Annotated in this window: 23 protein-coding genes and 1 tRNA gene; 18 read left to right on the top strand and 6 right to left on the bottom strand. The window is 61.7% G+C overall.

Annotated elements, in window-relative coordinates; genetic code table 11:
- Positions 1 to 117 precede the first annotated feature (117 nt).
- The 5 genes from pseG to J7E24_RS06665 all read left to right on the top strand — a co-directional run bounded on the left by pseG (position 118) and on the right by J7E24_RS06665 (position 7,101).
- Positions 118 to 1,602 (top strand): UDP-2,4-diacetamido-2,4,6-trideoxy-beta-L-altropyranose hydrolase, encoded by a 1,485-nt coding sequence (gene pseG, locus J7E24_RS06685; protein ID WP_215136414.1) that lies wholly within the window; start codon positions 118 to 120, stop codon positions 1,600 to 1,602.
- Between the two features lie 44 nt (positions 1,603 to 1,646).
- A complete protein-coding gene (gene pseI / locus J7E24_RS06680; RefSeq protein ID WP_215136412.1) occupies positions 1,647 to 2,687 on the top strand; it encodes a pseudaminic acid synthase in 1,041 nt (346 codons plus the stop codon).
- A gap of 19 nt (positions 2,688 to 2,706) precedes the next feature.
- Positions 2,707 to 4,071: a hypothetical protein gene (locus tag J7E24_RS06675; protein WP_251047066.1), complete on the top strand. Its 1,365-nt coding sequence runs from the start codon at positions 2,707 to 2,709 to the stop codon at positions 4,069 to 4,071.
- 66 nt (positions 4,072 to 4,137) lie between these two features.
- Positions 4,138 to 5,514: a DUF7033 domain-containing protein gene (locus J7E24_RS06670; protein WP_215136410.1), complete on the top strand. Its 1,377-nt coding sequence runs from the start codon at positions 4,138 to 4,140 to the stop codon at positions 5,512 to 5,514.
- 117 nt (positions 5,515 to 5,631) lie between these two features.
- Entirely contained in the window at positions 5,632 to 7,101 is a 1,470-nt protein-coding gene (locus tag J7E24_RS06665; protein WP_215136408.1) for a lipopolysaccharide biosynthesis protein, read from the top strand.
- Here J7E24_RS06665 and J7E24_RS17875 read toward each other — a convergent pair.
- Positions 7,098 to 7,919, bottom strand: a complete 822-nt coding sequence (locus J7E24_RS17875; RefSeq protein WP_215136406.1) for a CPBP family intramembrane glutamic endopeptidase — start codon at positions 7,917 to 7,919, stop codon at positions 7,098 to 7,100. The two genes, J7E24_RS06665 and J7E24_RS17875, sit on opposite strands and share 4 nt — an antisense overlap.
- A gap of 103 nt (positions 7,920 to 8,022) precedes the next feature.
- A complete protein-coding gene (locus J7E24_RS06655) occupies positions 8,023 to 8,829 on the bottom strand; it encodes an SDR family oxidoreductase (protein WP_215136404.1) in 807 nt (268 codons plus the stop codon).
- A gap of 146 nt (positions 8,830 to 8,975) precedes the next feature.
- Between J7E24_RS06655 and J7E24_RS06650 the strand changes: the two genes are divergently transcribed.
- The 3 genes from J7E24_RS06650 (at position 8,976) to J7E24_RS06640 (ending at position 12,204) form a co-directional block, all read left to right on the top strand.
- A complete protein-coding gene (locus J7E24_RS06650; protein ID WP_215136402.1) occupies positions 8,976 to 9,842 on the top strand; it encodes an FkbM family methyltransferase in 867 nt (288 codons plus the stop codon).
- 109 nt (positions 9,843 to 9,951) lie between these two features.
- On the top strand, positions 9,952 to 11,361 hold the full coding sequence (gene rlmD, locus J7E24_RS06645) for a 23S rRNA (uracil(1939)-C(5))-methyltransferase RlmD (protein ID WP_410779721.1): 1,410 nt from the start codon (positions 9,952 to 9,954) through the stop codon (positions 11,359 to 11,361).
- A 468-nt stretch (positions 11,362 to 11,829) separates the two neighbouring features.
- Positions 11,830 to 12,204, top strand: a complete 375-nt coding sequence (locus tag J7E24_RS06640) for a hypothetical protein (protein WP_092771092.1) — start codon at positions 11,830 to 11,832, stop codon at positions 12,202 to 12,204.
- A gap of 91 nt (positions 12,205 to 12,295) precedes the next feature.
- On the opposite strand, the gene thiL is transcribed toward J7E24_RS06640, so the two are convergent.
- On the bottom strand, positions 12,296 to 13,315 hold the full coding sequence (thiL, locus tag J7E24_RS06635) for a thiamine-phosphate kinase (RefSeq protein WP_215136400.1): 1,020 nt from the start codon (positions 13,313 to 13,315) through the stop codon (positions 12,296 to 12,298).
- Positions 13,316 to 13,558: 243 nt separating this feature from the next.
- Here thiL and J7E24_RS06630 point away from each other — a divergent pair, with 243 nt between their 5' ends.
- From J7E24_RS06630 to J7E24_RS06605, 6 genes are all read left to right on the top strand, one after another.
- Positions 13,559 to 14,146: a TetR/AcrR family transcriptional regulator gene (locus J7E24_RS06630; protein WP_215136398.1), complete on the top strand. Its 588-nt coding sequence runs from the start codon at positions 13,559 to 13,561 to the stop codon at positions 14,144 to 14,146.
- Positions 14,147 to 14,273: 127 nt separating this feature from the next.
- Entirely contained in the window at positions 14,274 to 15,263 is a 990-nt protein-coding gene (gene paaA / locus J7E24_RS06625) for a 1,2-phenylacetyl-CoA epoxidase subunit PaaA (protein ID WP_215136396.1), read from the top strand.
- A gap of 102 nt (positions 15,264 to 15,365) precedes the next feature.
- Positions 15,366 to 15,992 carry a phenylacetic acid degradation b gene (locus tag J7E24_RS06620; protein WP_215136394.1) on the top strand — a complete coding sequence of 209 codons (627 nt, stop codon included), beginning with the start codon at positions 15,366 to 15,368 and terminating at the stop codon, positions 15,990 to 15,992.
- Positions 15,993 to 16,128: 136 nt separating this feature from the next.
- Positions 16,129 to 16,878 carry a 1,2-phenylacetyl-CoA epoxidase subunit PaaC gene (gene paaC / locus J7E24_RS06615; protein ID WP_215136392.1) on the top strand — a complete coding sequence of 250 codons (750 nt, stop codon included), beginning with the start codon at positions 16,129 to 16,131 and terminating at the stop codon, positions 16,876 to 16,878.
- A gap of 146 nt (positions 16,879 to 17,024) precedes the next feature.
- A complete protein-coding gene (paaD, locus tag J7E24_RS06610; protein ID WP_215136390.1) occupies positions 17,025 to 17,513 on the top strand; it encodes a 1,2-phenylacetyl-CoA epoxidase subunit PaaD in 489 nt (162 codons plus the stop codon).
- Positions 17,514 to 17,629: 116 nt separating this feature from the next.
- Positions 17,630 to 18,220, top strand: a complete 591-nt coding sequence (locus J7E24_RS06605; protein ID WP_215136388.1) for a hypothetical protein — start codon at positions 17,630 to 17,632, stop codon at positions 18,218 to 18,220.
- Positions 18,221 to 18,278: 58 nt separating this feature from the next.
- On the opposite strand, the gene J7E24_RS06600 is transcribed toward J7E24_RS06605, so the two are convergent.
- Together J7E24_RS06600 and J7E24_RS06595 are read right to left on the bottom strand one after the other, a co-directional pair.
- A complete protein-coding gene (locus J7E24_RS06600) occupies positions 18,279 to 18,695 on the bottom strand; it encodes a hypothetical protein (protein WP_215136387.1) in 417 nt (138 codons plus the stop codon).
- A gap of 149 nt (positions 18,696 to 18,844) precedes the next feature.
- A tRNA-Ile gene (locus tag J7E24_RS06595) sits at positions 18,845 to 18,918 on the bottom strand.
- 168 nt (positions 18,919 to 19,086) lie between these two features.
- On the opposite strand from J7E24_RS06595, the gene J7E24_RS06590 reads away from it, so the two are divergent.
- The 3 genes from J7E24_RS06590 to J7E24_RS06580 all read left to right on the top strand — a co-directional run bounded on the left by J7E24_RS06590 (position 19,087) and on the right by J7E24_RS06580 (position 21,740).
- Positions 19,087 to 19,725 (top strand): HAD family hydrolase, encoded by a 639-nt coding sequence (locus J7E24_RS06590; RefSeq protein ID WP_215136385.1) that lies wholly within the window; start codon positions 19,087 to 19,089, stop codon positions 19,723 to 19,725.
- 46 nt (positions 19,726 to 19,771) lie between these two features.
- Positions 19,772 to 21,004 carry a site-2 protease family protein gene (locus J7E24_RS06585; RefSeq protein ID WP_251047065.1) on the top strand — a complete coding sequence of 411 codons (1,233 nt, stop codon included), beginning with the start codon at positions 19,772 to 19,774 and terminating at the stop codon, positions 21,002 to 21,004.
- A gap of 85 nt (positions 21,005 to 21,089) precedes the next feature.
- Positions 21,090 to 21,740, top strand: a complete 651-nt coding sequence (locus J7E24_RS06580; protein WP_215136384.1) for a hypothetical protein — start codon at positions 21,090 to 21,092, stop codon at positions 21,738 to 21,740.
- Between the two features lie 237 nt (positions 21,741 to 21,977).
- On the opposite strand, the gene J7E24_RS06575 is transcribed toward J7E24_RS06580, so the two are convergent.
- Complete coding sequence (locus tag J7E24_RS06575; protein WP_215136382.1) at positions 21,978 to 23,168, bottom strand: phosphoglycerate kinase; 1,191 nt, start codon at positions 23,166 to 23,168, stop codon at positions 21,978 to 21,980.
- A 255-nt stretch (positions 23,169 to 23,423) separates the two neighbouring features.
- Here J7E24_RS06575 and J7E24_RS06570 point away from each other — a divergent pair, with 255 nt between their 5' ends.
- On the top strand, positions 23,424 to 26,198 hold the full coding sequence (locus tag J7E24_RS06570) for a D-alanine--D-alanine ligase (RefSeq protein WP_215136380.1): 2,775 nt from the start codon (positions 23,424 to 23,426) through the stop codon (positions 26,196 to 26,198).
- The last annotated feature ends 18 nt before the right edge of the window (positions 26,199 to 26,216 follow it).

Genomic DNA, 26,216 nt, shown 5'->3' with positions numbered 1-26,216 from the left:
TTGTTGGCGGCAGATTGAGCGAAAGCATAATATTTTCCTATTCAATCACATCAATTACTATTGGGCTACTTTTAAAATTGAAAATAAACGACGAAAAAATTTAGATAATTAAACCCCATGCGCCTCCTACTCCGTGCCGATGGCAACGCCCGCATTGGCCTGGGCCACGTGATGCGGCTGCTGGCGCTGGCCGAAATTCTGCGGCCCGATTTCCCGGAGCAGCTGTTTCTGATTCGGGAGCCCGATGCGGCGCTGGCCGAACAACTTACAACGGCTGGCTCGGCGGTGCAGGCCCTGCCCGTGCGGCCGCTGCCCGAGGAGGCCGCCTACCTTGCCGCTCAGGTGCTCCGGCCCGACGATGTGCTGGTACTCGACGGCTACGATTTCCGCTACGATTACCAGAACACTGTGCGCGGGGCCGTGCACCGGCTGGTGTACCTCGACGATTTGCACGCCTACCCGCTGGCCGCCGACCTGGTGCTCAACCCCGCTGGCGGCCTCACCATGGCCGATTACGAATTGCGCCAGCCGGGCGCCCGGCTGCTCAGCGGCCCGGCCTATGCCCCGTTGCGGGCGGCGTTTCAAACCAAGCCAGCCGAAAATAACGCAGCGGCAGCAGCGCCCGACGCAGCCACCGTGTTCGTGTGCCTGGGCGGAGCCGACCCCACGCACCAGACCCGGCGGGTGGCTGCTGAACTGCTGGCCCTGCCGGGCGTGCGCCACGTGCACGCAGTGGTGGGCGGGGCCTACCAGGGCTGGGAAACCCTGCAAACCTGGGCCGCCGGACAGCCCGGCCTTACGCTGCACCGCCAATTGGCCGCGCCGGAACTGGCCGCCCTGATGCGCCGGTGCGGCGCGGCCGTGTGCTCGGCCAGCACCGTGAGCTACGAATACTGCGCGGCCGGCGGCGGCCTGCTGCTGCTGCTGCCCACTGCCGCCAACCAGCACGACCTCGACCACTACCTGCGCGCCGCCGGCCTGGCCCGCCCCTACACCGCGGCGGCCAACATCCTCACTTCCTCCGAAGCCGGCCGCATCGCCACCGAAATGCAGGCCGCTCAGCGCCGAGTGTTCGATGGGCAGGCCCCCACCCGCCTGCGCCAGGAGCTGCGGGCGCTGCTGCTGCCCCCGCCGCCCTTCGCCCTGCGTCCCGCCACGGCCGCCGACTCGGCCCAGCTGCTGACCTGGACCAACGAGCCGGCCGTGCGGCGGTTTTCCTTCAACCCCGAGCCTGTAGCCGCAGCCGACCATGAGCGGTGGTTTGCGGCCCGGCTGGCCGACGAAAACGCGCGGCTCCTGCTGGCCCGGGATGCCGCCACGGGCCACTCAGCGGGCCTAATCCGGTTTGCGGTGGAAGGCGACACGGCCACGCTCAGCTACCTGCTCGATGCCAATTTCCGGGGCCGGGGCCTGGCACCGCTGCTGCTGCTGGCCGGCACCCGGCAGCTCCTGACGCAGTTTCCGGGGGTGCGCCGGGTGTTGGGGCACGTGCAGACCGCCAACGCCGCCTCGGTGCACGCCTTCGAGCGGGCCGGTTTTCGGTTGCAGCCCCTTGCCAATGAGGCCGATTCGCTGACGTTTGGCTGGCTGGGGGCAGGGTGAGCCGCGCTGCTGGGCAACCGTGCAGTTGTGCGTATTTTTGCCCCATGACGATTTCCTTTGGCTCCCGCCTTGTGGGCCCCGACCAGCCGCCGTTCATTATTGCCGAGCTCAGTGGCAACCACAACCAGGATTTGCAGCGCGGCCTGGCCATTGTAGATGCCATGGCCGCGGCTGGCGCCCACGCCATCAAGCTGCAGACCTATACCGCCGATACCATGACCCTGCCCGGAGCCTACCGCATCGACGACCCGGCTTCGCTTTGGTACGGCCGCGAGCTGCACGAGCTGTACCAGGAAGCCCATACGCCCTGGGAGTGGCACCAGCCGCTGTTCGAGCGGGCCCGGCAGCATGGCATGCTGGCGTTCAGCTCGCCGTTCGATGAGACGGCCGTCGATTTTCTGGAAACCCTCGACGTGCCGGCCTACAAAATTGCCTCCTTCGAGAACACCGACTGGCCGCTGCTGCGCCGGGTGGCCGTCACCGGCAAGCCCGTAATTATGAGCACCGGGGCCAGCACCCTGGCCGAAGTGGCCGAGGCCGTGCAGGTGCTGCGCGAAGCCGGCTGCCGCGAGCTGGTGCTGCTCAAGTGCACCAGCACCTACCCCGCCACGCCCCTCAACACCAATCTGCGCACTTTGCCGCACTTCCAGCAGCTCTTCCCCGATACGCTGGTGGGCCTCTCCGACCACACCATGGGCGTGGGGGCCTCGGTGGCTGCCGTGGCGCTGGGCGCCTGCGTTATCGAGAAGCACGTAACCCTGCGCCGCGCCGACGGCGGCGTGGATTCGGCCTTTTCGCTGGAACCCGAGGAAGTGGCCCAGCTCGTAACCGAAATCGAGCGGGCCTGGCAGGCGCTGGGTCAGGTACAGTATGGCGTGCAGCGGGCCGAGGAAAAAAGCCGCCTCTACAAACGTTCGGTATACGTGGCTCAGGATGTGCAGGCCGGTGAACTGTTTACCAAAGAAAACCTGCGCGTGGTGCGCCCCGGCGACGGCCTGCCCCCGCGCTACCTCGACCAGCTGCTCGGCAAGCCTGCGCGCCAAGCGCTGAAGGCCGGCACCGCCCTCACCTGGGAAGCATTGTAAGTCTGTTCACTTCGCTTCAATGCCTCACACCGCACCTCTTCCCAAATCGTCAGGCACCCCGCTCTCCGGCGAAGAGGCAGGGGCGGAGGGTGAGGCAGCCCGCCTACGCGACATTCTGCAGTTACGCTTTACTGATCTGTTTGCCGCGCTACCGGCCCACACGCTGGAGCCCATTTCGCCGGCCAGCCCCTGGAAACGGCTGCTGAAAGTGGCGGGCTATACGGGGCTGCGGCTGCTGGGCAACGTGTTTCGGAAGGTGCGCAACCCCGAAAACCTGCGCGGCAAGGTGTGGCTATACGTGGTGAGCCAGAACAACTACGATTCGCTGCACTTTCTGCGGGAGACGTTGCCCAATACCGTGCTGGTGGCCGGCCAAAGCAAGCAGATTGGGCGCTACAACGAGGCCGTCAACCGCCTTTCGCTGCGGCGCAAGCTGCTGTACTACGGCCAACTGCCGCGGGTGTATCGGGCGTTGCAGCGCACCGAGGGCGAGCGGGCCGGGCGGTTTTTCGACCTGATTTTCAACGCCGTTGGCTACTACGAGGTGTACCGGCGGGCGCTGCGCCACTACCGGCCCCGGGCCGTGGTGTTTGCCAACGACCACAACGACGATGCCCGGGCCCTGCTGCTAGCTTGCCAGGCCGAAGGCGTACCCACCGCCTACGTGCAGCACGCCACCGTGAGCACCAGCTTCCCGCCGCTGGGTTTTGGGCTGAGCCTGCTGGAAGGGCAGGACGCGCTGGACAAATACCGGCTCTGCGGCCCCGTAGCGGGCCAGGTAGAGCTGGTAGGCATGCCCAAGGCCGATGCTTTCCTGGCCCGCCGCAATCGCAGCCCCGCCGTGCGCCGGGTAGCCCTGGCCTGCAACACCCTCGACGACACCACCGCCATCACCACTACCCTCGATTACCTGCTCAACGAATTTCCCGACCTCACCTTTACCTTCCGCCCCCACCCCAGCGACACTCGCGACTTCTCGTTTCTGGCCAACCGGCACCCGGCGCTGCAGTTTTCCGATGCCCGGCAGCAGAATGTGTTCGAGTTTTTAACTGAGCACGATGCGCTGCTAGCCGCCGACACCAGCACCCACCTGGAAGCCACGCTGCTGAACCTGGCCAGCGTGTACTTCCGATTCGGAACCCACGGCATCACCGACGACTACTACGGCTACGTGGCCCACGGCCTGGTAGAGCAGGCTGATACGCTGCCGGAATTAAGTGGCTGGCTACGCCGGATGCAGCTAGCCAAGCCAGCCAATCTGTACCAGCGGGCCGCCTACTACAACGCCACGCTGGGCACCCCCAACGAGGGACAGAGCCAGCAGCGGGCGGCGTGGGCGCTGCAGCAGTGGCTGGCAAAAACGGCCCCAACGGCGCGGACGTAGCTTCCCGCAGCGGTGCGTGGAGGCAGGCGCTGAGGTTCGCGGAGTTGTTCTGGCTTACTTTGCGGTATGCCTGCCCCACCGCTGCCCGTTGTTGAGTCTGTTACCGCCGAACTGCGACTTTCGTATGTGCTGCGGCACTTTCGGGAAGCGTATGTCGGGGTGCCAACCGTGACTATTGGCTACGAGGCTACTCAGCCGCAAATTGAGGTGGCAGATGCCAATCACGACTTTTTTGCCGGCACCGCGCCCTACCCTCCCGAACCAAATTGGCGCGAGTGGGGCGGGCAGCGGCTGCCTTTTTTCTTTGATGAGAGTCTGGAATTACCGCTGCTGGAGCTGCTGCCAGCAAGCCGGGCGCACATCAATGCTGATGTAATTTCGGCCGCTTTTTACCTGCTCAGCGGCTGGCAGGAGTTCTTTTCGGACGAGCGCGACCAGCATGGGCGCTTTCCCTACGCAGCCAGCGTGCAGGCTCGCTACGGGTTCGTGGCCGTGCCAGTGGTCAACTACTACTTCGACGTGCTGAAAACGGCCGTCGAGCACGTAACCGGCCAGCCGTTGCACCCGCACCGCTGGGCCGGTGGAGCCACCTGGGCCGCCTGCATCACCCACGACATCGACAACCTCTACAGCGCCTGGAAAGCCCCTGCCAAAGCCGCGCTGCGACGCGGCAACCTACTCAGCTTCGGCCGGCAGTTGTGGCGGCACTTCACCCAAAAAGATGCCTGGGACAACCTTGAACTGGTGCAGAAAACCGTGGCCGAGTACGGCGCGAAAAGTACGTTCTTCTTCCTGCCCGAGCACCGCAAAGACCCCAATGGCACTCCAAATGCCGATTATCGATATAATCAGATTGGGCAGTCGGTAGATAGCCTACTGCAAGCCGGAGCTAAAGTAGAGCTCCATGCTAGTCTGGGCTCTTCCACTAACCCTAACAAGCTGCACTACGACGCGGAGCAGATTTGCCACCTTGGCCCGACCAGTCAGGGCTTGCGCTTTCACTATTTGAGCTGGGAACCGCGCATCACCCCGGCGCTGGTAGATGATCTGCTATTCGCCTACGATTCCACCCTGGGTTTTGCCGAGCACTACGGCTTTCGGAACTCGTACTGCCTGCCGTTTCGGCCATTCAACTTCCAGCGCGGGATGGCAGCAGATTTCCTCGAAATCCCGCTCAACGTGATGGACACCACCTTCCACCACCCCCGGTACCTACAACTGGCTCCCGAGGAAATCCTGCCGGCCCTACTGCCCATGTTCGAAGAAATTGAGCGGTTCGGGGGCGTGGCTACAGTGCTTTGGCACAACGAGAACTTCGACTCAGCCAACCAGCGCAACGGCCCCGTGCAGTTCCGTACCATCATGGAGTACCTTCGCAGCCGCAACGTGGCCTTCCGCACCTGCGGGGATATCTGGAGACAGATGTACGCCCTATCATCCTGAGCGGAGCGAAGGACCTTGAACCACCTGGTGCCTGCTGGTTCAAGGTCCTTTGCTCCGCTCAGGATGACAGCTGGGTTTGCCGCGCAACACACATTCACTTATTCACTCATTTACCATTTGGGTATCGTTCAGCGGCAGGGGCTGCGCAACACCGTAATTTCCTACCTCGGGCTGGCGCTGGGCTTCGTGAGCACCACGCTGGTGCTGCCGCGGTTTTTTGCGCCCGGGCAGCTGGGCCTTACCACTACGCTGGCCTCGGTTTCAACGCTGCTGGCACAGGTAGCGGCGTTTGGGTTTGCCAGCGTGGGCATCCGGTTTTTCCCCTACTTCCGCAGCCCCGAAAACGGCCACCACGGCTTCCTGCCATTCCTGCTGGGCGTGCCGCTGCTGAGCTTCGTGGCCATGGCCGCCCTGTTCTGGCTGGGCAAGCCGGTACTGCTGGGCTTTTATGAAACAGAAGTGGCGGCGCTGGGTCCCTACTATGCCTGGGGCATCGTTTTCGCGCTCTTTACGCTGCTCTATTCGCTGCTCGATGCCTACCTGAAGGCGCTTTATCACACGGCTTTTTCGTCGTTTCTCCAGGATATCCTGCTGCGGCTGCTCATTCTGGGCGGGGCGCTGCTGTTTGCCCAGGGGTTGCTGTCATTTCATGGCTATGTACTCTGGTTCATCGGCGTAAATGGGCTGTTGGTGCTGCTGCTGGTGGGGTACCTGCTGCGCATCGGCGAGCTGCACTGGCGGCCCCGGCGGGCGGTGCTGGCAGTGCGGCCGGTACGCGAGCTGTTCAGCATGGGGGCCTTCACGCTGCTCAGCTCCCTATCGGGCTCCATCATTATGTACATCGACACGCTAATGGTGGGCTCGCAGGTGAGCCTGGCGGCGGCCGGCATCTACGCCATTGCCTTCAACATCAGCACGGCGCTGGCTATTCCGGCCCGTTCGCTCAACAAAATCGCCTTCCCGCTGCTAGCCAATTACTGGAAAGAGCAGAACCTGGCCGGCATGGCCGATTTCTACCGCCGTACCACCCGCCTCAATGCCCTCATCGGCTGTCTGCTGGCGCTGGGCATCGGCCTCAACCTGCCGTTCATCTACTCGCTCATGCGGGCCGAATACGCCCAGGGCACCCTAGTAGTGCTGCTGCTGCTGGGCAGCCGGCTCTTCGACGGCATTACGGGCCTCAACGGGCTCATCCTGGTTACCTCGCCGCGCTACCGCTTCGATTTGGTGTTCAACATCTCGCTTTCGCTGCTGATTGTGGGGCTGAACCTGCTGCTGATTCCGCGGCTGGGCATGGTGGGGGCGGCCGTGGCGGCGGTGGCGGCGCAGGTTAGCATCAACCTGGCCCGCACGTGGTTTGTGTGGCGTAGTTTCCGGATGCAGCCTTTCACCTGGCAGATTCCGCTCATCCTGCTCATCACGGCCGCCGCCGGCCTGGCCGGCTGGCTGGCCCCCACCCTGGCCTCGCCCCTGCTCACGATGCTGCTGCGCTCCACGGTCATCACGGCCGTGTACGGCGGCCTCGCCCTAGCCACCGGCGCGGCCCCCGAAGCCGTGGCGCTGCTGCAGAAGCTGCGGCGACGCTAGTTTTCCAGGTCGGGCTCAGGCGAGCTGGGCGCGGCGGCCCAGGCGGCGGGCAGCGTCAGCCGGCTTATACGCCACAGCAGCAGCCCTAACACTCCGGCGGCCAGCGCTACTAGCCCGGCGTAGGTCCAGTGCGAGCCTAGCAAATCCAGCAACGAAGTTTGGGAACTGACAACTTCGGGCAACCAAATCATCATCCCGGAGGCCAGCAGATTGTTGAGCGCATGAATACCGATGCCCGGTAGCAACGAGCCGGTGCGGTAGCACAGCCAGCCCAGCAGCAGCCCAATCAGAAAGGCGCTCAAGCTCTGGGCCGGGTTGAAGTGAATGAGGCCGAAAAGCAGCGCCTGCTGCCCAATGGCCACCCAGGGCCGCTGATGCCGCAGCAATCCTTGCAGCATCACGCCGCGAAACAGCACTTCTTCCAACACCGGAACAACGATACCCCCCAGCAGCAGTAGTAGCACCGGTTGCCGGGCCATGCGTTCAAACATAGTTTGGCCCCAATTAGGCAATGGGATAAAGTCGAGCAACGACAGTACCAGTATAGCAGCCGCAGTCAGTAACGGCAGGGCCGCATAGAGCCACCCTGGCGCCTTTCCCAGCAGCTGCAGCGGCATCATCCGCCGGCCGTAGCGCCAGTACAGGAAACCCAATAATAGTAAGTCGCAGAGCACAATAACTACCAGAATATAAGGCTGCTGATGCCCCTGAGACGTTAGGAGATTCAGCAATGCCATCAGCCCTATTCCTCCAACCAGGGTTACGAGCAGGTACCAGCCTACAAAACCCCAGCTTTCCTTCACCGTCGGGTAAGGCACCAAGAGCAGAAGCTGAGGTGCTGGTGAAGCCGTGGGGTTAGCTGTTTCTATAGTCATCGTACTGATTTTATACTTTCCTAACAATTACTCGCGGTGCAGCTGGCTACAACTTGAAATCCGGTTCTTCCTTGCGAAAATGCTTGAGCACTAGCTTGTCGGCCAGGCCGGGGAGCAGGCGGTTGAGCCATACGGTAAGCTTGCCTTGGCTGGTGAGAATCAAGTCGCGGCGGCGCTGCTGCACGGCGCTCAGCAGGTAACGGGCCACTTCCTCGCTGCTCATCATGGCCCCTTCGTCGCGGGGCGACTCGCCCTGGGCTTGGCCGTCGGCGGCCAGGGCCACATTGCGGATATTGGAGGCCGTGAAGCCGGGGCAGGCCAGCAGCACGTGCACGCCTTGGGGCAACAGCTCGGTGCGCAGGGCCTCCAGGAAGCCGTGCATGGCGAATTTGGAGGCCGAATAGCCCGTGCGTCCCGGCAGGCCCCGGTAGCCGGCAATGCTGCTGATGCCCACAATCGAGCCCTTAGCAGCCGTAACGTAGGGCAGCGCGAATTTGGTGGCGTACACAGTGCCGAAGAAGTTGGTTTGCATCAGCTGCCGAATCACGTCCAGGTCGGCGTCGCGAAACAGCGCCCGCATGCTGATACCGGCGTTGTTGATGAGCACATCGAGCCCGCCGAACGCGGCCACCGTTTCGGCCACGGCGCGCTCCGAATCGGTTTCCACGCCCACATCGGCCCGGATGGCTAAGTGGGCAATACCCAGGGCAGCCAGCTCGGCGGCGGTTTCGGCCAGGCGGGCCTCGTTGCGGCCGGTAATGGCCACTTTGGCCCCTGCCCGCCCGAACTCCAGGGCCGTGGCCCGGCCGATGCCCGACGTGCCGCCCGTAATCAGGACTACTTTATCTTTCATACTCAGCAGAAATCAACTTAGCGTAAACCGCCCGCAAATTACGTCCCGCAAGCGGAAGCCCCGGCCAGGAGCACAGTACCGCGCCAACGCCGGGGCGCGAGTCGCGATTCGCTTACTTTTGACCACCGCCTACCCAACCACTCCCCATGTTTTCGCTGACCCTGCTTAAGCTTCCTTTTTACGTCCTGCGCTGGGCACATGTGGCCTATCGGAGCCGCTACCGGGGGCGCGAGGCCTGGGAGGTGTTTCGGGTGCTGGTTGCGCTGGGGCTGAAAACCAGCCTTCGCTGGCAACCCCGCGACGGCGTGTACCGGCAACGGCTGTTTGGCTTCGATGTAGAGGGCAGCAGCTACGAGTTGCTGCTGCGTCTGTTCAAGGAGCTATTCCTGACCGAACCGTACGCTTTTGCGGCTACTTCCTCTGCCCCGCGCATCCTCGATGCGGGGGCTAACATCGGGATGGCGGTGCTGTACTTCAAGCGGCTATTTCCGACGGCTCATATCGTGGCTTTCGAGCCGAACCCCGAAGCCTTCCGGCTGCTGGCGCGCAACGTGGCCGCTAACCAGCTGCACAACGTAGTGCTGCACAACGCCGCGCTGGCCGCCACGGCCGGCGAATTACCCTTCTACTACGGCTCCGATGGGGCCAGCCTTACCGGCTCGCTCCACCCCCACGCCGGCGGCCTCCGCACCGTGCAGGTGCCCGCCTGCCAACTCAGCGAAGTGCTGGCTGACACCGCCGCTTTCGACCTACTCAAGCTCGATGTGGAGGGTGCCGAGGCCGATATTCTGGCCGATTTGGCCCAAACCGGCCTCCTGGGTCACTTCCGCCAATACCTCATCGAGTACCATTACCCCATCGGCACCCCCGAAAGCACACGACTCACAACCACGCTGCAGGCTTTCGAGCAGCAGGGGTTTGCCTGGTGCGTCCGCCTGGCCCTGCCGGCCCTCCCCGATTCGCAGGACCTAATTTTTCACTGCTGGCAGCGGCCGGAAACCGCTCGGGCCTGAACCGCTTCCGGCCGCAAACTGCGCCCAACCGCGCTACGCCGCCGGGGCCGTTCACAAAATCCGGGCACTCCGTTAAAATCCGTGCTCATCCGTGGTCTATCTTTGCCACGTGAGAAAATCAGTGAAGAACATCCCGGCGGAGCTGCTCCGCGAAGTCGAAATTACCGACATGGTGGCCGAGGGCAAGTGCCTGGTGCGCCGCGAGAATCTGGTGATATTCGTAACCCAGGTAGCGCCCGGCGACATAGTGGACCTGCGCGTGACCAAGGCCAAGAAGAACTTTCTGGAGGCCGTGCCCACCAAGTTTCATAAGTATTCCGAGCTGCGCGTAACGCCGTTCTGCGAGCATTTCGGTACCTGCGGGGGCTGCAAGTGGCAGCACCTGGGCTACGAAACCCAGCTCCAGTTCAAGCACCAGCAGGTGGCCGACACCCTGCAGCGCATCGGCAAGGTGGCCCTGCCCGAAATCCTGCCCATCGCGCCCTCGCCCGACCAGACCTACTACCGCAACAAGCTCGAATTCACCTTCAGCCACAACGGCTGGCTGACCAACGAGCAGATTGCCAGCGGCCACGACTACGAGCGGCGCGTGCTCGGCTTCCACACCCCCGGCCGCTTCGATAAGATTCTCGACATCAACCACTGCTGGCTGCAGCCCGACCCCAGCAACCAGATCCGGCTGGCGGTGCGCGACTACGCCCTGGAGCACGAGCTGCCCTTCAACAACCTCGTGACGCAGGAAGGCTTCCTGCGCAACCTCATCATCCGGACGGCCAATACCGGCGACCTGATGGTGATTCTGCAGTGCTACTACGCCCACGACGCGCTAGTGCCGCTGCTGGATTTCCTGGCCGAGCGCTTCCCGCAAATCACCTCGCTCAACTACGTGCTCAACGACAAGGGCAACGAAACTTTCAACGACCTAGAGGTGGTGTGCTACAAGGGTGAGCCGCACATTCACGAGGAAATGGAAGGCCTGCGCTTCCGCGTCGGCCCGAAATCGTTCTACCAGACCAATTCGGAGGGCGCCTACAACCTCTACAAAATCACCCGCGACTTCGCCCAGCTCACCGGCTCGGAGCTGGTCTACGACCTCTACACCGGCGCCGGCACCATCGCCAATTTCGTGGCCCGCCAGGCCCGCCACGTGGTGGGCGTCGAGTACGTCGAGTCGGCGGTGCAGGATGCCTACCTCAACTCCGAAATCAACGGCACGACCAACACCGAGTTCTATGCCGGCGACATGAAGGACGTGCTCAACGCCGAGTTCATCCAAAAGCACGGCCGCCCTGACGTCGTCATCACCGACCCGCCCCGCGCCGGCATGCACCCCGACGTAGTGGCCCGCCTGCTCGAAATGCGTGCCCCCCGCATCGTCTACGTCAGCTGCAACCCCGGTACCCAGGCCCGCGACCTGGAGCTGCTGGATGAAGCCTACCGCGTGGTAAAAGTGCAGCCGGTGGATATGTTCCCACACACCCACCACGTGGAGAATGTGGTGCTGCTGGAGTTGCGGTAGCTAAATCTACTATTATAAGAACATTGTTCATTTATAGCTTTCGTTAATGAATAGTTATTTCCTTGCGTCATTTACTGCATTCATTATAGGATGGGGCGCTATGCAAATAGCGGCCATAATACTTTTGATATCACAATCCTCATTCCTCTTTTCTGATTGGCAGGGCTTGCTGTTTCTGGCTACAGTAACTTGGTTTACATGTTTATTCTTCAATATTATTTGTATTCAGCTACCTAAAAAGTATATCAAATTATTATACAGCAAGCTAAATCCTATTTTCTTCGGTCTTTGCATGAGTCTCTACGGGTTGATAATATTTATTTCTGCGTTTTCATCCATACTTCTCAGGAATGACTCAGGTTCAAATAGAGCATTTCAACTTACATTGTTAGCAATGGCAGCTATCAATGGATTTTCTTTCGGAGTGGCGTTCCACTTGCTGTGGAAACCTGGAACAATAAAAGCTCAATGGACTACACCAACGACCCCGAACTGAACGGCAAATACCTCGGCACCATCACCAAGGATTTCGCCACCGTTTCCGATACGCTCAGCGAAGCCTCGTCGCAAATTCGCAAGCGCGACATTTCGAAGTACCCCATCTTCGTCTTTGCCCGCCAGGAAGTGCCGCTGGGCGGCCTGCTCGTGAATGCCGACGAGTTGAACCTGGAATGGCACGTTTTCGCCAGCTACCTGGAGCTGTTCGTGCAGCAGGGCATCATCAGCGAGGCGGGTATCGAGGCCTTCCAGCAAACCTACCGCGAGCCGAACGAGTATTGCTGCCTGTTCGTGCTCGACGAGGAGTTCACCAACTTCGTCTATATCCCTTATCCGGAGGACTAAATCACAGATGGTGCAGATAAAAGGGATGCCGCAGATTCGTTCAGCTTATCGAACGAATCTGCGGCATCCCTTTTATCTGCACCATCTGTGATTAAAAGTGGGAGAACCCCTGCGCCTTCAGTGGCACGGGCTGGCCGGCTTTGGTGATGAGGTTGGCGCCTTCGCTCTTGTCTACCATGTGGCCGATGATGGTGATGTCGGGGTGGTTTTTGAGCTTGGCGTGGTCGGCGAGCGGGACGGTGAATAGTAGCTCGTAGTCTTCGCCGCCGTTGAGCATGCACATGATGGGGTCGAGGTTGAACTCGTTGGCCACTTCGAGCGTGGGGTTGGCGATGGGCAGGTTTTCGGTGAAGATGCGCGCCCCGGTGCCGCTGGCCTGGCACAGGTGCAGCACTTCGGAGGCCAGCCCGTCCGACACGTCAATCATGCTGGTGGGCACCACACCCAGTTCGCGCAGTTCGTGAATGACGTCCATGCGGGCCTCGGGGCGGAGTTGGCGCTGAAGCACGTAGGGATACTTGTCGAGTTCGGGCTGGGATTCGGGGTCGGCCTGCCAGACCTGCTTTTCGCGCTCCAGCACCTGCAGGCCCAGGTAGGCCCCACCCAGGTCGCCGGTGACGCACAGCAAATCGTTGGGGCCGGCCCCGCTGCGGCGCACGGCCTGGCCGGCTTCCACCTGGCCCAGCGCCGTTACGCTAACGGTGAGGCCGGCGCGGCTGCCGGTGGTGTCGCCGCCCACCAAGTCCACGTTGTAGGCCTCGCAGGCCAGCTTTACGCCCTCGAAAAGCTCCTCTACGGCTTCCACCGTGAAGCGCGGCGGGATACTGACTGCCACCACAATTTGGGTGGGCAGCGCGTTCATAGCGGCAATGTCCGACACGTTGACGGCCACGGCCTTGTAACCCAGGTGCTTGAGCGGGCAGAACGTGAGGTCGAAGTGCACGCCTTCGGTCAGCAAATCGGTGCTGATAACCAGCTCCTGCCCGGCGGCCGGGGCCAGGATGGCCGCATCGTCGCCGATACCGAGAACGGTGCTGGGCTGGGTGAGTTCTACGGTTTGCTGGATGCGGCCAATCAGGCCGAACTCGCCTACTTTATCGAGAGGGGTCATAAATCGTTGATTTTTCGCTGATTTTTCCGGCGCGTGTGCTGCTGCCAGCGACGCGGAACCGCCGGGTGGCGGGGCTGCAAAGGTACGTGGTAGGGCCAAGTGCGCGGTGCCCTGGCAACTACTCGCGTTCAACGCGCTGAGTGTTTGGAAAGTAGTTGGAATAGCCGGACAAACTTTTCTTTGCTAACGAACGTTAGGATTAGTACATTTGATTCCCGCTCTTCCCCTTCCCACCCACGCTCCATGGAAACTGTCCAACTTTCCCGCAAAGACCAGATTGACCAAACGGCCACGGCCCTGTTCCGCACCCGCGGCTTTGCGGCCACGAGCATGCGCGAGTTGGCCGCCGCGCTGGGTATGGAGGCGGGCAGTATTTACTCCCACATCCGCAGCAAGGAAGAGTTGCTGCACCGTATCTGCTTCCGGCTGGCCGAAGACTTCTTTGCCGGTTTCGATGAGGCTTCAGCCGACGACGCCCTGCCGGCCGCCCCGCGCCTGCGCCGGGCCGTAGAAAGCCACGTGCGCGTGCTTACCACCGATGTAGCTGCTTCGGCCGTATTTCTGCACGAGTGGCGGCACCTTTCCGAGCCGGCCCGCACCGAGTTTCTGGCGCTGCGCGAGCGGTACGAAGCCGGTTTCCGGACGCTGATTGCCGAGGGCGCGGCCGCCGGCGAGCTGTACGCCCCCGACCCGGACTTTGCCGCTCTCACGCTGCTGGCCTCCCTCAACTGGCTGCCCACCTGGTACCGCCCCGGCGGCCCGCTCACGCCCCCCGACATTGCCCACCGCCTCGCCAACCAGCTGCTATTCGGGCTGGAAGTGCGCTCTTAGTATGGAGTAGCTGGTAGTGAGTAGTTAGATGACGTTAAATTAAATTCATCTTGCGTAAGCACTCAAAATCAGCCCGTTCAACTCTCAATACCAAGTACCCAATACTCACTACTTAATTCCCACCACCATGTACGGTTCCGCTTCCACCCACGATATCCCGACCCAGGCTGCTACCGGCCTCGAAAACGAAGACCCGATTCTGCTGGCCGAGTTTGAGGCCCGCATTGCCCGGGGCGAGAAAATCGAGCCCACCGACTGGATGCCCCAGCTTTACCGCAAGCAGCTCACGCGCATGATTGAGCAGCATGCGCACTCCGAAATCATCGGCTCGCTGCCCGAGGGCACCTGGATTACCCGCGCTCCTGGTTTCCGCCGCAAAATGGCCCAGATGGCCAAGGTGCAGGACGAAGTAGGCCACGCCCAGCTGCTGTATTCGGCCGCCGAAACGCTGGGCAAAACCCGCGAGCAGATGCTGTCGGACCTCGTGAACGGCAAGAGCAAGTACAGCAACGTTTTCAACTACCCCACGCCCACCTGGGCCGACTCGAACGTGATTTCGTGGCTGATTGACGCCGGCGCCATTGTGAACCAGATGGCTAACGCCAAGGGCAGCTACGGCCCCTACTGCCGCGCCCTCGACCGGATTTGCGCCGAGGAAGCCTTCCACCTCAAGTATGGCCACGACGCCGTGGTGCATATGGCCACCGGTACGCCCATTCAGCGGAAAATGATGCAGGAAGCCCTCAACCGCTGGTGGCCCGCCATCATGACCTTCTTCGGCCCGTCGGACAAGATGAGCGTGCACACCGAAATCCTGATGCGCTGGAAAGTGAAGATGGCTACTAACGACGCCTGCCGCCAGCAGTTTCTGGACATGTACGTGCCCAAGATCTGGGAAATCGGCCTGACGCTGCCCGACCCCAACCTGCGCAAAAACGAGGACGGCGTGTGGGAATTCTCGGAGCCAGATTGGGAGGATTTCAAGCGCGTAATCAACGGCGACGGCCCCTGCAACGCCGAGCGCATTGCCGTGCGTCGCGCCGCCGAGGAAAACGGTGCTTGGGTGCGCCGCGCCATGCAGCAGCCCCAGGCCCGCTACGTCCGCCCGCTGGCGTAGTTTTTTGAATGTGCGGAATGTGGAGAATGGGTAGAATGTGAAAACTATTCACGCATCTATTCTTCACATTCCGCACATTTTCACATTCCGCACATTATACTTATGCTTTTTTCATTCGACCCGCGCATCAGCCGGCTGGAACTGCCCGAGTCGGCGCCGCCCCCGCCCGATAAGGCCGCGCTCGACCAGTTTCCGACCTACGAAGTGTTTCACCAGCGCAAGGAAAACACGGCCTACGTATATGTAGGGCCGGTGCATGCGCCCGAAGCCGATGTGGCGTTTCTGTTTGGCAAGGAGCAGTTCAGCCGCCGCTTTCCGTGTACCGGCATGTGGGTAGTTCCTACCGAAGCCATTCGGGTAACCGAATACGGCGACGACCAGCAGTCGGTGTACGACCGGCTGCCGCTGCTGCCCGCCGACGCCTTGACCACCGCCGACGCTGCCGGATTGGAAGCCTACGACATCTTCCACCTTAAGAAGCGCGGCAAGGCCCACACCCACGTGGGGCAGGTGCAGGCCGCCTCGCCTGAGGCAGCGCTGCAGGCTGCCAAAGCTGCCTTCGGCGACCAGCGCCCTGTAGTAAATGTGTGGGTAATCCGGAGTGCCGACCTGTTGCGCTCCGACGACGATGACCGCGACATGTGGACCACTACGCCCGACAAAAAGTACCGCGAAGCCATTGCCTATAAAGTGCAGGACCGCATCGACCGGTTCAAGCAGGAAAGATAATTTAATGTGGATGAATGTGGGAAATATGCTGAATGTGGCCGGCGCGTAGGGCTTCTTTAAACTACCTATAACTGTCCGATCCGTCTTCTTTTATTTCCACATTCATCACATTGCGCACATTTGCCATATTATATAGATGAACCCCACCCTCGACCTACTTTACCGCCTCGCCGACGACCAGCTGATTCTGGGCCACCGCAACTCCGAATGGAACGGCTTGGGACCGATTCTGGAAGAAGACATTGCCTTTTCGAGCATGGCCCAGGACAAGCTGGGCCACTCGCTGCAGCTCTACACGCTGCTACACGAGTTGGGCGAGGCCGAGCCCGACACGGTAGCTTTTACCCGCAACACCCCCCAATTCCACTGCTGCCAGCTCACGGAGCTACCCATCGGCGAGTACGATTTCAGTTTGGTTCGCCACTTTTTATTTGACCACGCCGAGCTGCTGCGTTTTGAGGCGCTGGCCGACAGCTCGTACGAGCCGCTGGCCCTAGTAGCCCGCAAGGTGAAGGGCGAGTTGAAGTACCATGTGTTGCACGCCAATACTTGGGTGAAGCGCTTGGGCACCGCCACCGAGGAGGCCATTGAGCGCATGCAAGCAGCGCTGGAGTTCACGCTGCCCTACGCGCTGGGCATCTTCGAAACCACCGACGCCGAGTCCGAAATCATCAGCAGCGGCCTGTTTGTTGGCGAAGAGCAGTTGCAGCGGCGCTGGGAAGCCAGCATCAGCAAAGTACTGGCCCAAACCGCCCTTACATTACCCGACCTACGTCTGCTGACGCCCGTAACCGGCGGCCGCCACGGCCAGCACACCGAGCACCTGCAGCCCCTGCTCGACGAAATGGCCGAAGTATTCCGCCTCGACCCCACGGCCGACTGGTAGGCGGCTACGGTACTGCTGTAACGTCATTCAGAGCGCAGCGAAGAATCTCGCGTGCGGACGTTGAAATGGCAACACAACGTCCGCACGCGAGATTCTTCGCTGCGCTCTGAATGACATTTCTACGTGAAGCAATAAGCCCTCATCATATGCCCACTACCGAAGCCCAGATTCTCGACTGGTTGCAAGCCGTTACCGACCCCGAAATCCCAACGATTTCGCTCGTGGACCTGGGCGTGATTCGGGAGGTGCGGGTGGAGGACGACGGCGGCGTGCATGTGCGCCTGACGCCCACTTTTGCTGGTTGCCCGGCTATGGATTACATGCGTCGCGACGTGGAAACGACCCTGCGGGCCCATGGCATCCCGCGCGTAACCACCGAAATCAGCCTGCGCGACCCCTGGACCTCGGACATGGTTACCGAGCGGGGCCGCGAGGGGCTGCGCCAGCACGGGCTGGCCACGCCGCCCAAGCTCAACGGCGGCTTGCTGGAGCTTGACATTCTGGAGTACGCCGAGTGCCCGCGCTGCCACACCACCAACACGGAGCTACGCACCCCCTTCGGCGCTACGCTCTGCCGCGCCGTGCATTACTGCCACGACTGCCGACAACTGTTCGAGCAGTTTAAGCCGATTTAGGGAGCGGGTGAAATGCCCGGACGCTAACAGCAAGCCGTAGTAGTTTTTTTCAGGTGCAGGGAAAGATTACGCCGGTATTTTCGTTGGGTGCTTACTCGTTTAATTTCTTTGTTTTTATGATACGTTTTGTCGCGCTGTTGCTGGCGCTGGGCTTGCTCGTGGCTGGCTGCAACCGTACGCCGGCCCCCATCGATCCGGCTTCGGCCCAAGCCGTAAAGGTTCAGCTTAATATTCTGCGCGACACCGTGGCGGCCCGCTGGAGCGAAATGCAGCAGTCCGACGACGACAAGCAGCGCAACACCAAGCAGCTCCTGCGCGAGCTAAGCGGTCTGCCGGGCACCGACCGCGCTGCGCTAGCCCGCCTGCAGTACGCCAACGACCGGTTGCCCACCCGCCGCTACACCCAGCAGAGTATGGCCAATTCGGAGCTGATTGACGCGTACGATATGGCCCAGGATTCGCTGCTGCGGGCCGTGTATGGCCTTGTGCCGGTGCCTTCTTCGCCCACCGTAGAAGCCACGCCGGTCCTGATGTTGACCGGCCAGATTCAGGAGGCTGATGCGGAGCTGGTGGGCTTCCGCACCCGCTACGACCAGGCCGCCATCCGCTTCAACAACTACCTGCAGCTGCACCAGAAAGAGCTGCAGCAATTGGGCGGCAAATATGCCGATTTGCAGCCTCTACCGCTGTTCACGCTGCAGAATTGAGTGGCAGCTGAGTTGGCCAGGCAGAACGCTGACGCAGTACACGTACTTGTTGACCTTCCTAAAATGCGTCAGTGTACAGCCATTCAATAGCCGCACTTTCCTCCGTAAACCGTTCGCCAATAAACGGTTTTCCCTCGAAGTAGGACGGGGGAGGAAATGCGGAGTCGGCGGCCGAATCGCGCAGGTACAGGGGGGCCAGCAGGTACGCCAACCAGGTCCGGCCGCCTAGTGCAGGTTCTAAACGAGGTAGCAAGCTGCTCATCATCCAGTGCGCCCCCAGCTGGTGGGTGTTGTAGCGGCGGCGCACATCAATCAGCCAGCGGCGGCAGTTTCTGGCTTGGCTGGCAGCTAGTATTTGCTCGTAGCCGGCCTGTAGCTCAGGCAGATCGACTGGTCGGAGCCAGCGCGTTACCAACACATCCAAATCGGCCCGGTAGCTGATATCTAAAAACACGCCAACCTGAACTTGGTCCATATCAAGGCTCTAAAGCAAAAGGGTAAAGCCTTTGAAAAAGGACAGACAATCGAGGCAACCAAGCGCTGGCGTATATGCCACCGGCTGCCCCTCGAAACAAATATACCCTTACAATCAACTGCTTAACAGAAGATTGCAAGGGTACACTGTGGGCCCAACTGGAATCGAACCAGTGACCTATTGATTATGAGTCAATTGCTCTAACCGATTGAGCTATAGGCCCGTTGCTTATTCAACTGCCGGGGCGGTTGGTTTCAGCCCTGCAAACTTCGACTTTTGCGGTTGGATTTGCAATTTTTTATCGGGTAAAGCTCCCGATCAGTCGTGTTATGCGCATGACAGCCGGCCTTGCTACCGGGCCTTGCGCTTACCCCTACTTCGCTTTAAATCTATGGCTCAGAAACTTCCTCACCTGCTGTTCGATTTTGGCGGCGTCATCATCAATATCGACTATAACCGTACTCTGGAGGCCATGCGGGCCCTGGGCAGCGGCATCGAGTTCACGCAGGCGGCCCAGGCCGAGCTGTTCGATCAGCTGGAAACCGGCCAGCTTTCGGCAGCTGAATTCCGGGCCGGGCTACGCGAGCACTATGGTTTGCAGGCCACCGATGCGCAGCTCGATGCCGCCTGGCACGCCATGCTACTCGATGTGCCGGCCGAGCGGCTCGCGTTGCTGGCCGATTTGCGCCGCCAGGGCTACCAGACGGCCTTGCTCTCCAACACCAACCACCTGCACATCACCGAAATCAACCAGCGGCTACAGGCGCAGTATGGCCTGCAAAACGGTATTGCCGACTGCCTCGACCGGGTATTTTACTCGCAGGAAGTGGGGTTGCGCAAGCCGGGCGAGGAAATTTTCCGGCATGCGCTACGCGAAATGAACTGGGAGGCCGCCGATACGTTGTTTATCGAAGACAGCCCCCAGCACATAGCCACCGCCCGCCGGCTGGGGCTGCACACGCTTTTCCTGACTCCGCCCCTTACCTTGCAGGACGCCCTGCCCGCCGCCATCCGTGCCTTTTCCGCCTGACCCCATTCGGCCCGAACCAACCCCGCCGTCCGAACCCCTGTTGCCCTTGCCGTTCCCCGACGCGGCCGGGCCGCCCACCTTCACGGCCGCCGAGGCACAGGCTGATGCCCGCTTGGTATTCCGGCGCTACGAACGGCCGCCCTGGCCCCGGCCGGCCCGCTACGGCCTGCACCTGCTGCTGTTTGTAGTTACCCTGCTCACTACCACGCTGGCGGGCGTTACGCTGGTAAACAACCGGTTTCTGGCCGACTATTTCCTGCCGTTTGAACTACTGATGCAGCCATTGGCGCAGGTGTGGGCGGCCCTGAAGCCGGGGCTGTGGTACGCGGTGCCGTTTCTGGCGGTGCTCACGGTACACGAGTTCGGGCATTACTTCACGGCCCGCTACAACCGCATCGGGGCCACGCTGCCCTACTTTATTCCGCTGCCGCTGGGTTTTGGCACGTTTGGGGCCGTTATCCGCATCAAGGACCAGATTCATTCGCGGCGCGAGTTTTTCGATGTGGGACTGGCCGGTCCGCTGGCCGGTTTTGTGGTGGCTGTGGGTGTGCTGTGGTACGGCCTGACGCACCTGCCGCCGCTGGAGTACCTGTTCCAGATTCATCCCGAATTGCGGCAGTTCGGGGCCGAGTACGGCCGCTACGCCTACCAGAACCTGCCGGCCGGCAGCGTAGTCACGCTGGGGCAGCCGCTGTTGTTTCAGGCCATGGCGGCGTGGCTGGCCGACCCGGCATTGCTGCCGCACCCGTATGAACTGCTGCACTACCCGGTGCTGGTGGCGGGCGTGTTCTCGCTATTCTTTACGGCCCTCAACCTGCTGCCCATCGGTCAGCTCGATGGCGGCCACATCGTGTACGGGCTGTTGGGGCCGCGCCGGGCGGCGCGGGTGTCGGTGCTGCTGTTTGTGGCTTTTATCTTCTACGCCGGGCTGGGCCTGTTCACGCTGAGCACCAGCACCGATGACTGGCTGACCTGGGGCCTGCCCTACGCGCTGTATCTGTGGGTGGTGCTGCGCCGGGCGGTGCCCACGGCCCGGCGGGCCTTGCTGCTGGGGGCTTCGGTGTGGTTGGGGCAAATAGCGTTGGCATCTGGTTTCCCGGGCCTCCAGGGAAATCCCGGCTGGCTGCTGTTCGGGTTGCTGCTGGCCCGCGCAACCGGCATTTTCCATCCGCCCGCCCCCAACGAGCGGCCGCTTTCGGCAGGCCGCAAGGTGCTGGGCTGGCTTATGCTGCTTATTTTTGTGCTTTGCTTCGCTCCGTCGCCCATTATCATTCAGTAAGCTTCCTTCTCACTTTTGGCTTGGAAGGCCCAACCCGGATTCCTGGTGCTGCCCGGAACATCAGGTTTATCGGTTTTGTACTTACATGAGTATCCCACAATTCTCCCAAACGCATATTTTCCGGGGCTCTTCGCTGCTACTGCTTCGCCAACACGGCCTGTACGTAAGCCAGCGCCGCCGCAACGGCACGGCCTGGCTCGAAACGGAGATTCCGTACGAGGAGCTGCTGCCTGTGGAGCTGGAGTTTGCTGCCCCGGTGGAGCTGCTGCCTTCCTGGCTGCGGCTGGTTCTCTATTCCGGGGTTATGCTTGTCAGCTGGTTTTCTAATTATAGACTACATGAGCCCGGAACACCCGACAACATCGTAGCGGTGGTGATTTTAATGCTGACCCTGGGCGGGCTATGGCTGGCGCGCCGCTACTTCGGCCGCACGGCCACGCTGGCCACCAACCGCATCCGCCTGAGCCTGCACGACCGGCCCGGCCAGCGCGCCGCCCTCGAAACCTTCACTGAAGCGCTACGCCTGCGCGCCCACGCCTATTTGCGCGAGGAGTACGCCCAGGTGAATCCGCTCGGCCCCATCGAGCTGCAGCTGCACCGCCTGCACTGGCTCCATAACCTCGATGTGCTAAGCGAGCCGGAGCTACGCATCCTCAGCACCCGCCTCACCGGCCGCCCGTCCCTGGAGCCGCTAAAACTGATGGGCATGGACCTGGAAACGCCCTATCTGAATTAGAGAGTCGTCAGCACGGTGTACGGGCGGGGCTTGCCCCCGCCCGCCGCTGGAGCGGTACCGTTGGGAGTTTTGGTAGCACCGTTCAACGGCGGGCGGGGACAAGCCCCGCCCCTACGCCGCCCTCCGTAATCTGATTTAAGCAAAAGTGAGAGGTGAGACTTTCGTGATACCCGACCAAATTGGGCCGGCGGCACGAGAGTCTCACCTCTCACTTCTTGGTACTCGCTTCTAGCGAAGCTACGCCTCCAGTGCCGCTACGCCGGGCAGCTCCTTGCCTTCCATGTACTCCAGCAGCGCGCCGCCGCCGGTGCTGATGTAGCTTACCTGGTCGGCGAAACCGAGCTGGTTAACGGCTGCGGCCGAGTCGCCGCCGCCGATGAGGCTGAAGGCGCCCGACTCGCGGGTGGCGTCGGCAATGGTTTGGGCGACGGCCGTGGTGCCTTTGGCGAAGGTAGGCAGCTCAAACACGCCCATCGGGCCGTTCCAGAGGATGGTTTTGGAATTGCGGATTACCTCCGTGAAGGCCTTGATGGAATCGGGCCCGAGGTCGAGGCCGAGCCAGCCGTCCGGAATCTGGTCGTTGGCGGCTACTTTGGTGGCGGCGTCGTTGGCGAATTTGTCGGCAATGAGGCTGTCGGTGGGCAGCAGCAGGTTTACGCCTTTGGCCTTGGCCTTCTCGATGAGTTCCAGGGCCAGGGGCATTTTGTCCTCTTCGAGCAGCGAGCTGCCGATGCTACCGCCCTGGGCCTTGGCAAACGTGTAGGCCATGCCGCCGCCGATGAGCAGGTTGTCGACCTTATCGAGCAGCTTCTCGATGATGAGAATTTTGTCGGAGATTTTGGCGCCGCCCATAATGGCCGTGAAGGGCCGCTCGGCCTGCTCCAGCACCTTTTTGGCGTTGTCCAGCTCACTCAGCAGCAGGTAGCCGCCTACGCGGTCGGCGGGCGCGAAGCTTTCGGCCATAACGGCCGTGGAGGCGTGGCGGCGGTGCGCCGTGCCGAAGGCATCGTTCACGTACACGTCGCCGAGCTTGGCCAGTTGGGCCGCAAACTCAGCGTCGCCCTTCTCTTCTTCCTTGTAGAAACGCACGTTTTCTACCAGCAGCACCTGGCCGGGCTGCAGGGTTTTGGCCTGCTCTTCGGCCTTTAGCGCGTCGTCGGCAAACTGCACCTGCTGGCCGTACTCCTGGCTCAGGCGGCTCACAATGTGGCGCAGCGAAAACTTGTCTTCGGGGCCACCTTTGGGCCGGCCCAGGTGCGAAAGCAGCACCACCGAGCCGCCGTCGGCCAGAATCTTTTTAACGGTTGGCGTGGCGGCCCGGATGCGGGTGTCGTCGGTGATGGCGAAGCTTTTGTCGAGCGGCACGTTGAAATCAACGCGCACCACGGCGCGCTTGCCGGCGAAGTTGTACTGATCGAGGGTTTTCATGGAATGGGAATAGGGTTGGCTTGGGAGGCGAAGATAAGGGTTGCAGAAGGGGTAAAGAAACGGTGTAGGGGCGGGGCTTGCCCCCGCCCGCCGCTGAAACCACTCCTAGGCCGACAACCTGCTCATACTGAGTGGCAATGACTGTTCGGACGGCGGGCGGGGACAAGCCCCGCCCGCCCGCCGTTTCTTTGCCCCGGTTCAATGGCTTGCACAAGCCCTGCAACCAATCTCCCAAACCCGTACCTTTGCCCTCGTATGAAAATAGGCATCTTCTTTGGCGGCCCGTCGCGGGAGCGGGAAATCAGTTTTGCGGGTGGCCGCACGGTGTACGACAACCTCGACAAGGCCCTTTTTGAGGCCGCGCCGGTGTTTGTCGACAGCAGCGGCAACTTTATTCTGCTCAACTGGGAGTTCATTTATAAAGGCACCATCCGCGACTTTTACCCACCCGTTTCGGCGCTGCCGGCCAGCACGGTGCCGGTGCAGCTCTACTTTGAAAGCCTAGGCGAGCTGAGCCTGGAGGAGCAGGACCGTATTATTGCCGAAGTGGGCCGCCGCGTAGAACCACGCGAGCTGGCCACGCTCATCGACTTCGCCTTTCTGGCCCTGCACGGGCCGGGCGGCGAAGATGGAGCCATTCAGGGCCTGCTGGAGTGGTATGGCATCCCGTATTCGGGCTCCGGCATTTTGCCCTCGGCTTTCGGTATCGATAAGGTGGCCCAGAAGAAGCTGCTCAAGGCCCTGGGCCAGCCCACGCCCGATTTCCGGCTGATTACGGCCGAAGACTGGGATGCCGCCGACCCGCAGGCCACGCTGGATTATCTGGTGCGCGAGCTGGGTTTGCCGCTGGTGTTCAAGGCCCCGCGCCAGGGCAGCAGCATCGGCATAAGCATTCTGCGCGAAGCCAACGTGGGCCAGTTTGCGGCTGCCGTTGAGCGCAGCCTGTTCCGCAAAACCGTTATGCAAGCTGAGTGGCAGGCCCTGAGCGACACCCAGAAAATCGGCTGGCTCCAGCGCCTCGTTGATATCCGCGAGGGTATTGGCTTGCCGGTTATACTTGAGTTGTCAGTTGTCAGTGACCAGTTGCCAGTTGCAGATGGCCAGTTCACGGACGCCAACGAGCAACTGACAACTAACAACCAACAACTCATACATCGGCCCGACGAGTTGCTGACGGCGCTGAACGAGCGGCTGGCGGTGACCGAAAGCGTGCTGCTGACGAGCGTGGAAGGCGAAACGCAGGTGCTGGTGGAAAGCTTCGTGCAGGGCCGCGAGTTTTCGTGCATCGTGGTGGAAGACGCCAACGGCCAGCCCCTGGCGTTGCCGCCCACCGAGATTGTGAAGGGCGACGAGCTGTTCGACTACCGCTCGAAGTACTTACCCGGTCTGGCCCGCAAAATCACGCCCATCGACCTGCCCGAGGCGGGCATCCAAGCCATTCGCGACGCCTGCGAAACGATGTTCCGCACGTTCGGCTTCCAGGTGTACGCTCGCCTCGATGGCTTCATGCAGGCCGATGGCACCCTGTTTCTCAACGACCCGAACACCACTTCGGGCATGCTGCCAGCCTCGTTCTTCTTCCATCAGGCCGCCGAAATCGGCCTCAACCCCAGCCAGTTCCTTACTTACCTGATTCGCACTTCGCTGGCGGCGCGGCGGCGCGGTGGGCTGCGGCCCGTGAAGCTGGCGGCCCTGCTTGCCCAGCTCGATGCCGCCGTGGCAGCCCGGGCCGCGGGCGAGCAGCAGCGCACGAAAGTGGCCGTAATTATGGGTGGCTACTCGTCGGAGCGGCACATTTCGGTGGAAAGCGGGCGCAATATCTACGAGAAGCTCAGCTCCAGTATTAAGTATGAGCCATTGCCGGTGTTCCTGACCGGCAGCAGCGCCGACTTCCGGCTGTATGTGCTGCCCATCAACGTGATGCTCAAGGACAACGCCGACGACATTCGCGAAAAAATCGAGCATCACGAGGCCGGCCACGCCACGCACCCGGTGCTGGAGCGTATCCGCCGCGAGGCCAGTGGTATTACGAGCACTTACGCCGGGCCGGCGGCCACGCAACCCCGCCGCGTATCGTTCGAGGAGCTGGCCGGTATGGTTGATGAGGTGTTTATTGCCCTGCACGGCCGCCCCGGCGAAGACGGCGCGCTGCAGCAGCGGCTGGAGCAGTTCGGGCTGCCTTACAACGGCTCGGGCGTGACCAGCAGCCAAATCACCATCAACAAGTTCGACACCAACCGTCGCCTGCGCGAAGCCGGCCTGCGGGTGGCCGAGCACCGCATGGCCACCCGCCTGGAGTGGGAAGCCAACGCCGAAAGCTTCTTCCGCGGCCTCGAAACGCAGTTCCCCTACCCGTTCATTGCCAAGCCCGCCGACGACGGCTGCTCGTCGGCGGTGAAGAAAATCAAGAACCGCACGGAGCTGGAGGCCTTCACCCGCCTCATTTTCCGCGACCAGGAGGACTTGCTAACCCAGGATGCCACCACGCTCCAGCTGGGCTTCAAGGAGGAGTTTCCGCGCAAAGCAGCCTTTTTGGTGGAAACGCTGATAGCCCGTGACGGGGCCGCCCACTTCCTGGAAGTAACGGGCGGCTTGCTCACGCACTGGGGCGAGAATGGCGAGCTGGAAATTGAGGTGTTCGAGGCCTCGGAGGCCTTAGCCACGGGCGAGGTGCTTAGCTTAGAGGAGAAATTTCTGGCCGGCGAAGGCCAGAATATTACCCCGGCCCGCTACGCCCCCGATGCCCACGAGCGGCAGCGCATTTCGGAGGAAGTGAAGCGAGAGTTGCGCCGGGTGGCCGAAATCCTGCACATCCAGGGCTACGCTCGCATCGATGCCTTTGTGCGGGTGCGCCAGAACGGGGCGGTGGAAGTGCTCATTATCGAGGTAAACTCGCTGCCCGGCATGACGCCCGCCACCTGCATCTTCCACCAAACGGCGCTGGCCGGCTACACACCCTACCAGTTCATCGACCGGATTCTGGAGTTTGGCAAGCAGCGCACGGCGCAGCAAGCCGTGAGCACGATGTAGGGGCGGGGCTTGCCCCCG

The sequence above is a fragment of the Hymenobacter sp. ISL-91 genome, from assembly GCF_018613725.1.
In the GTDB taxonomy this organism is placed as follows: Bacteria; Bacteroidota; Bacteroidia; order Cytophagales; family Hymenobacteraceae; genus Hymenobacter.
The sequence above is the reverse complement of the archived record's forward strand: the minus strand, read 5'-3'. Positions and strand labels throughout refer to the sequence as shown.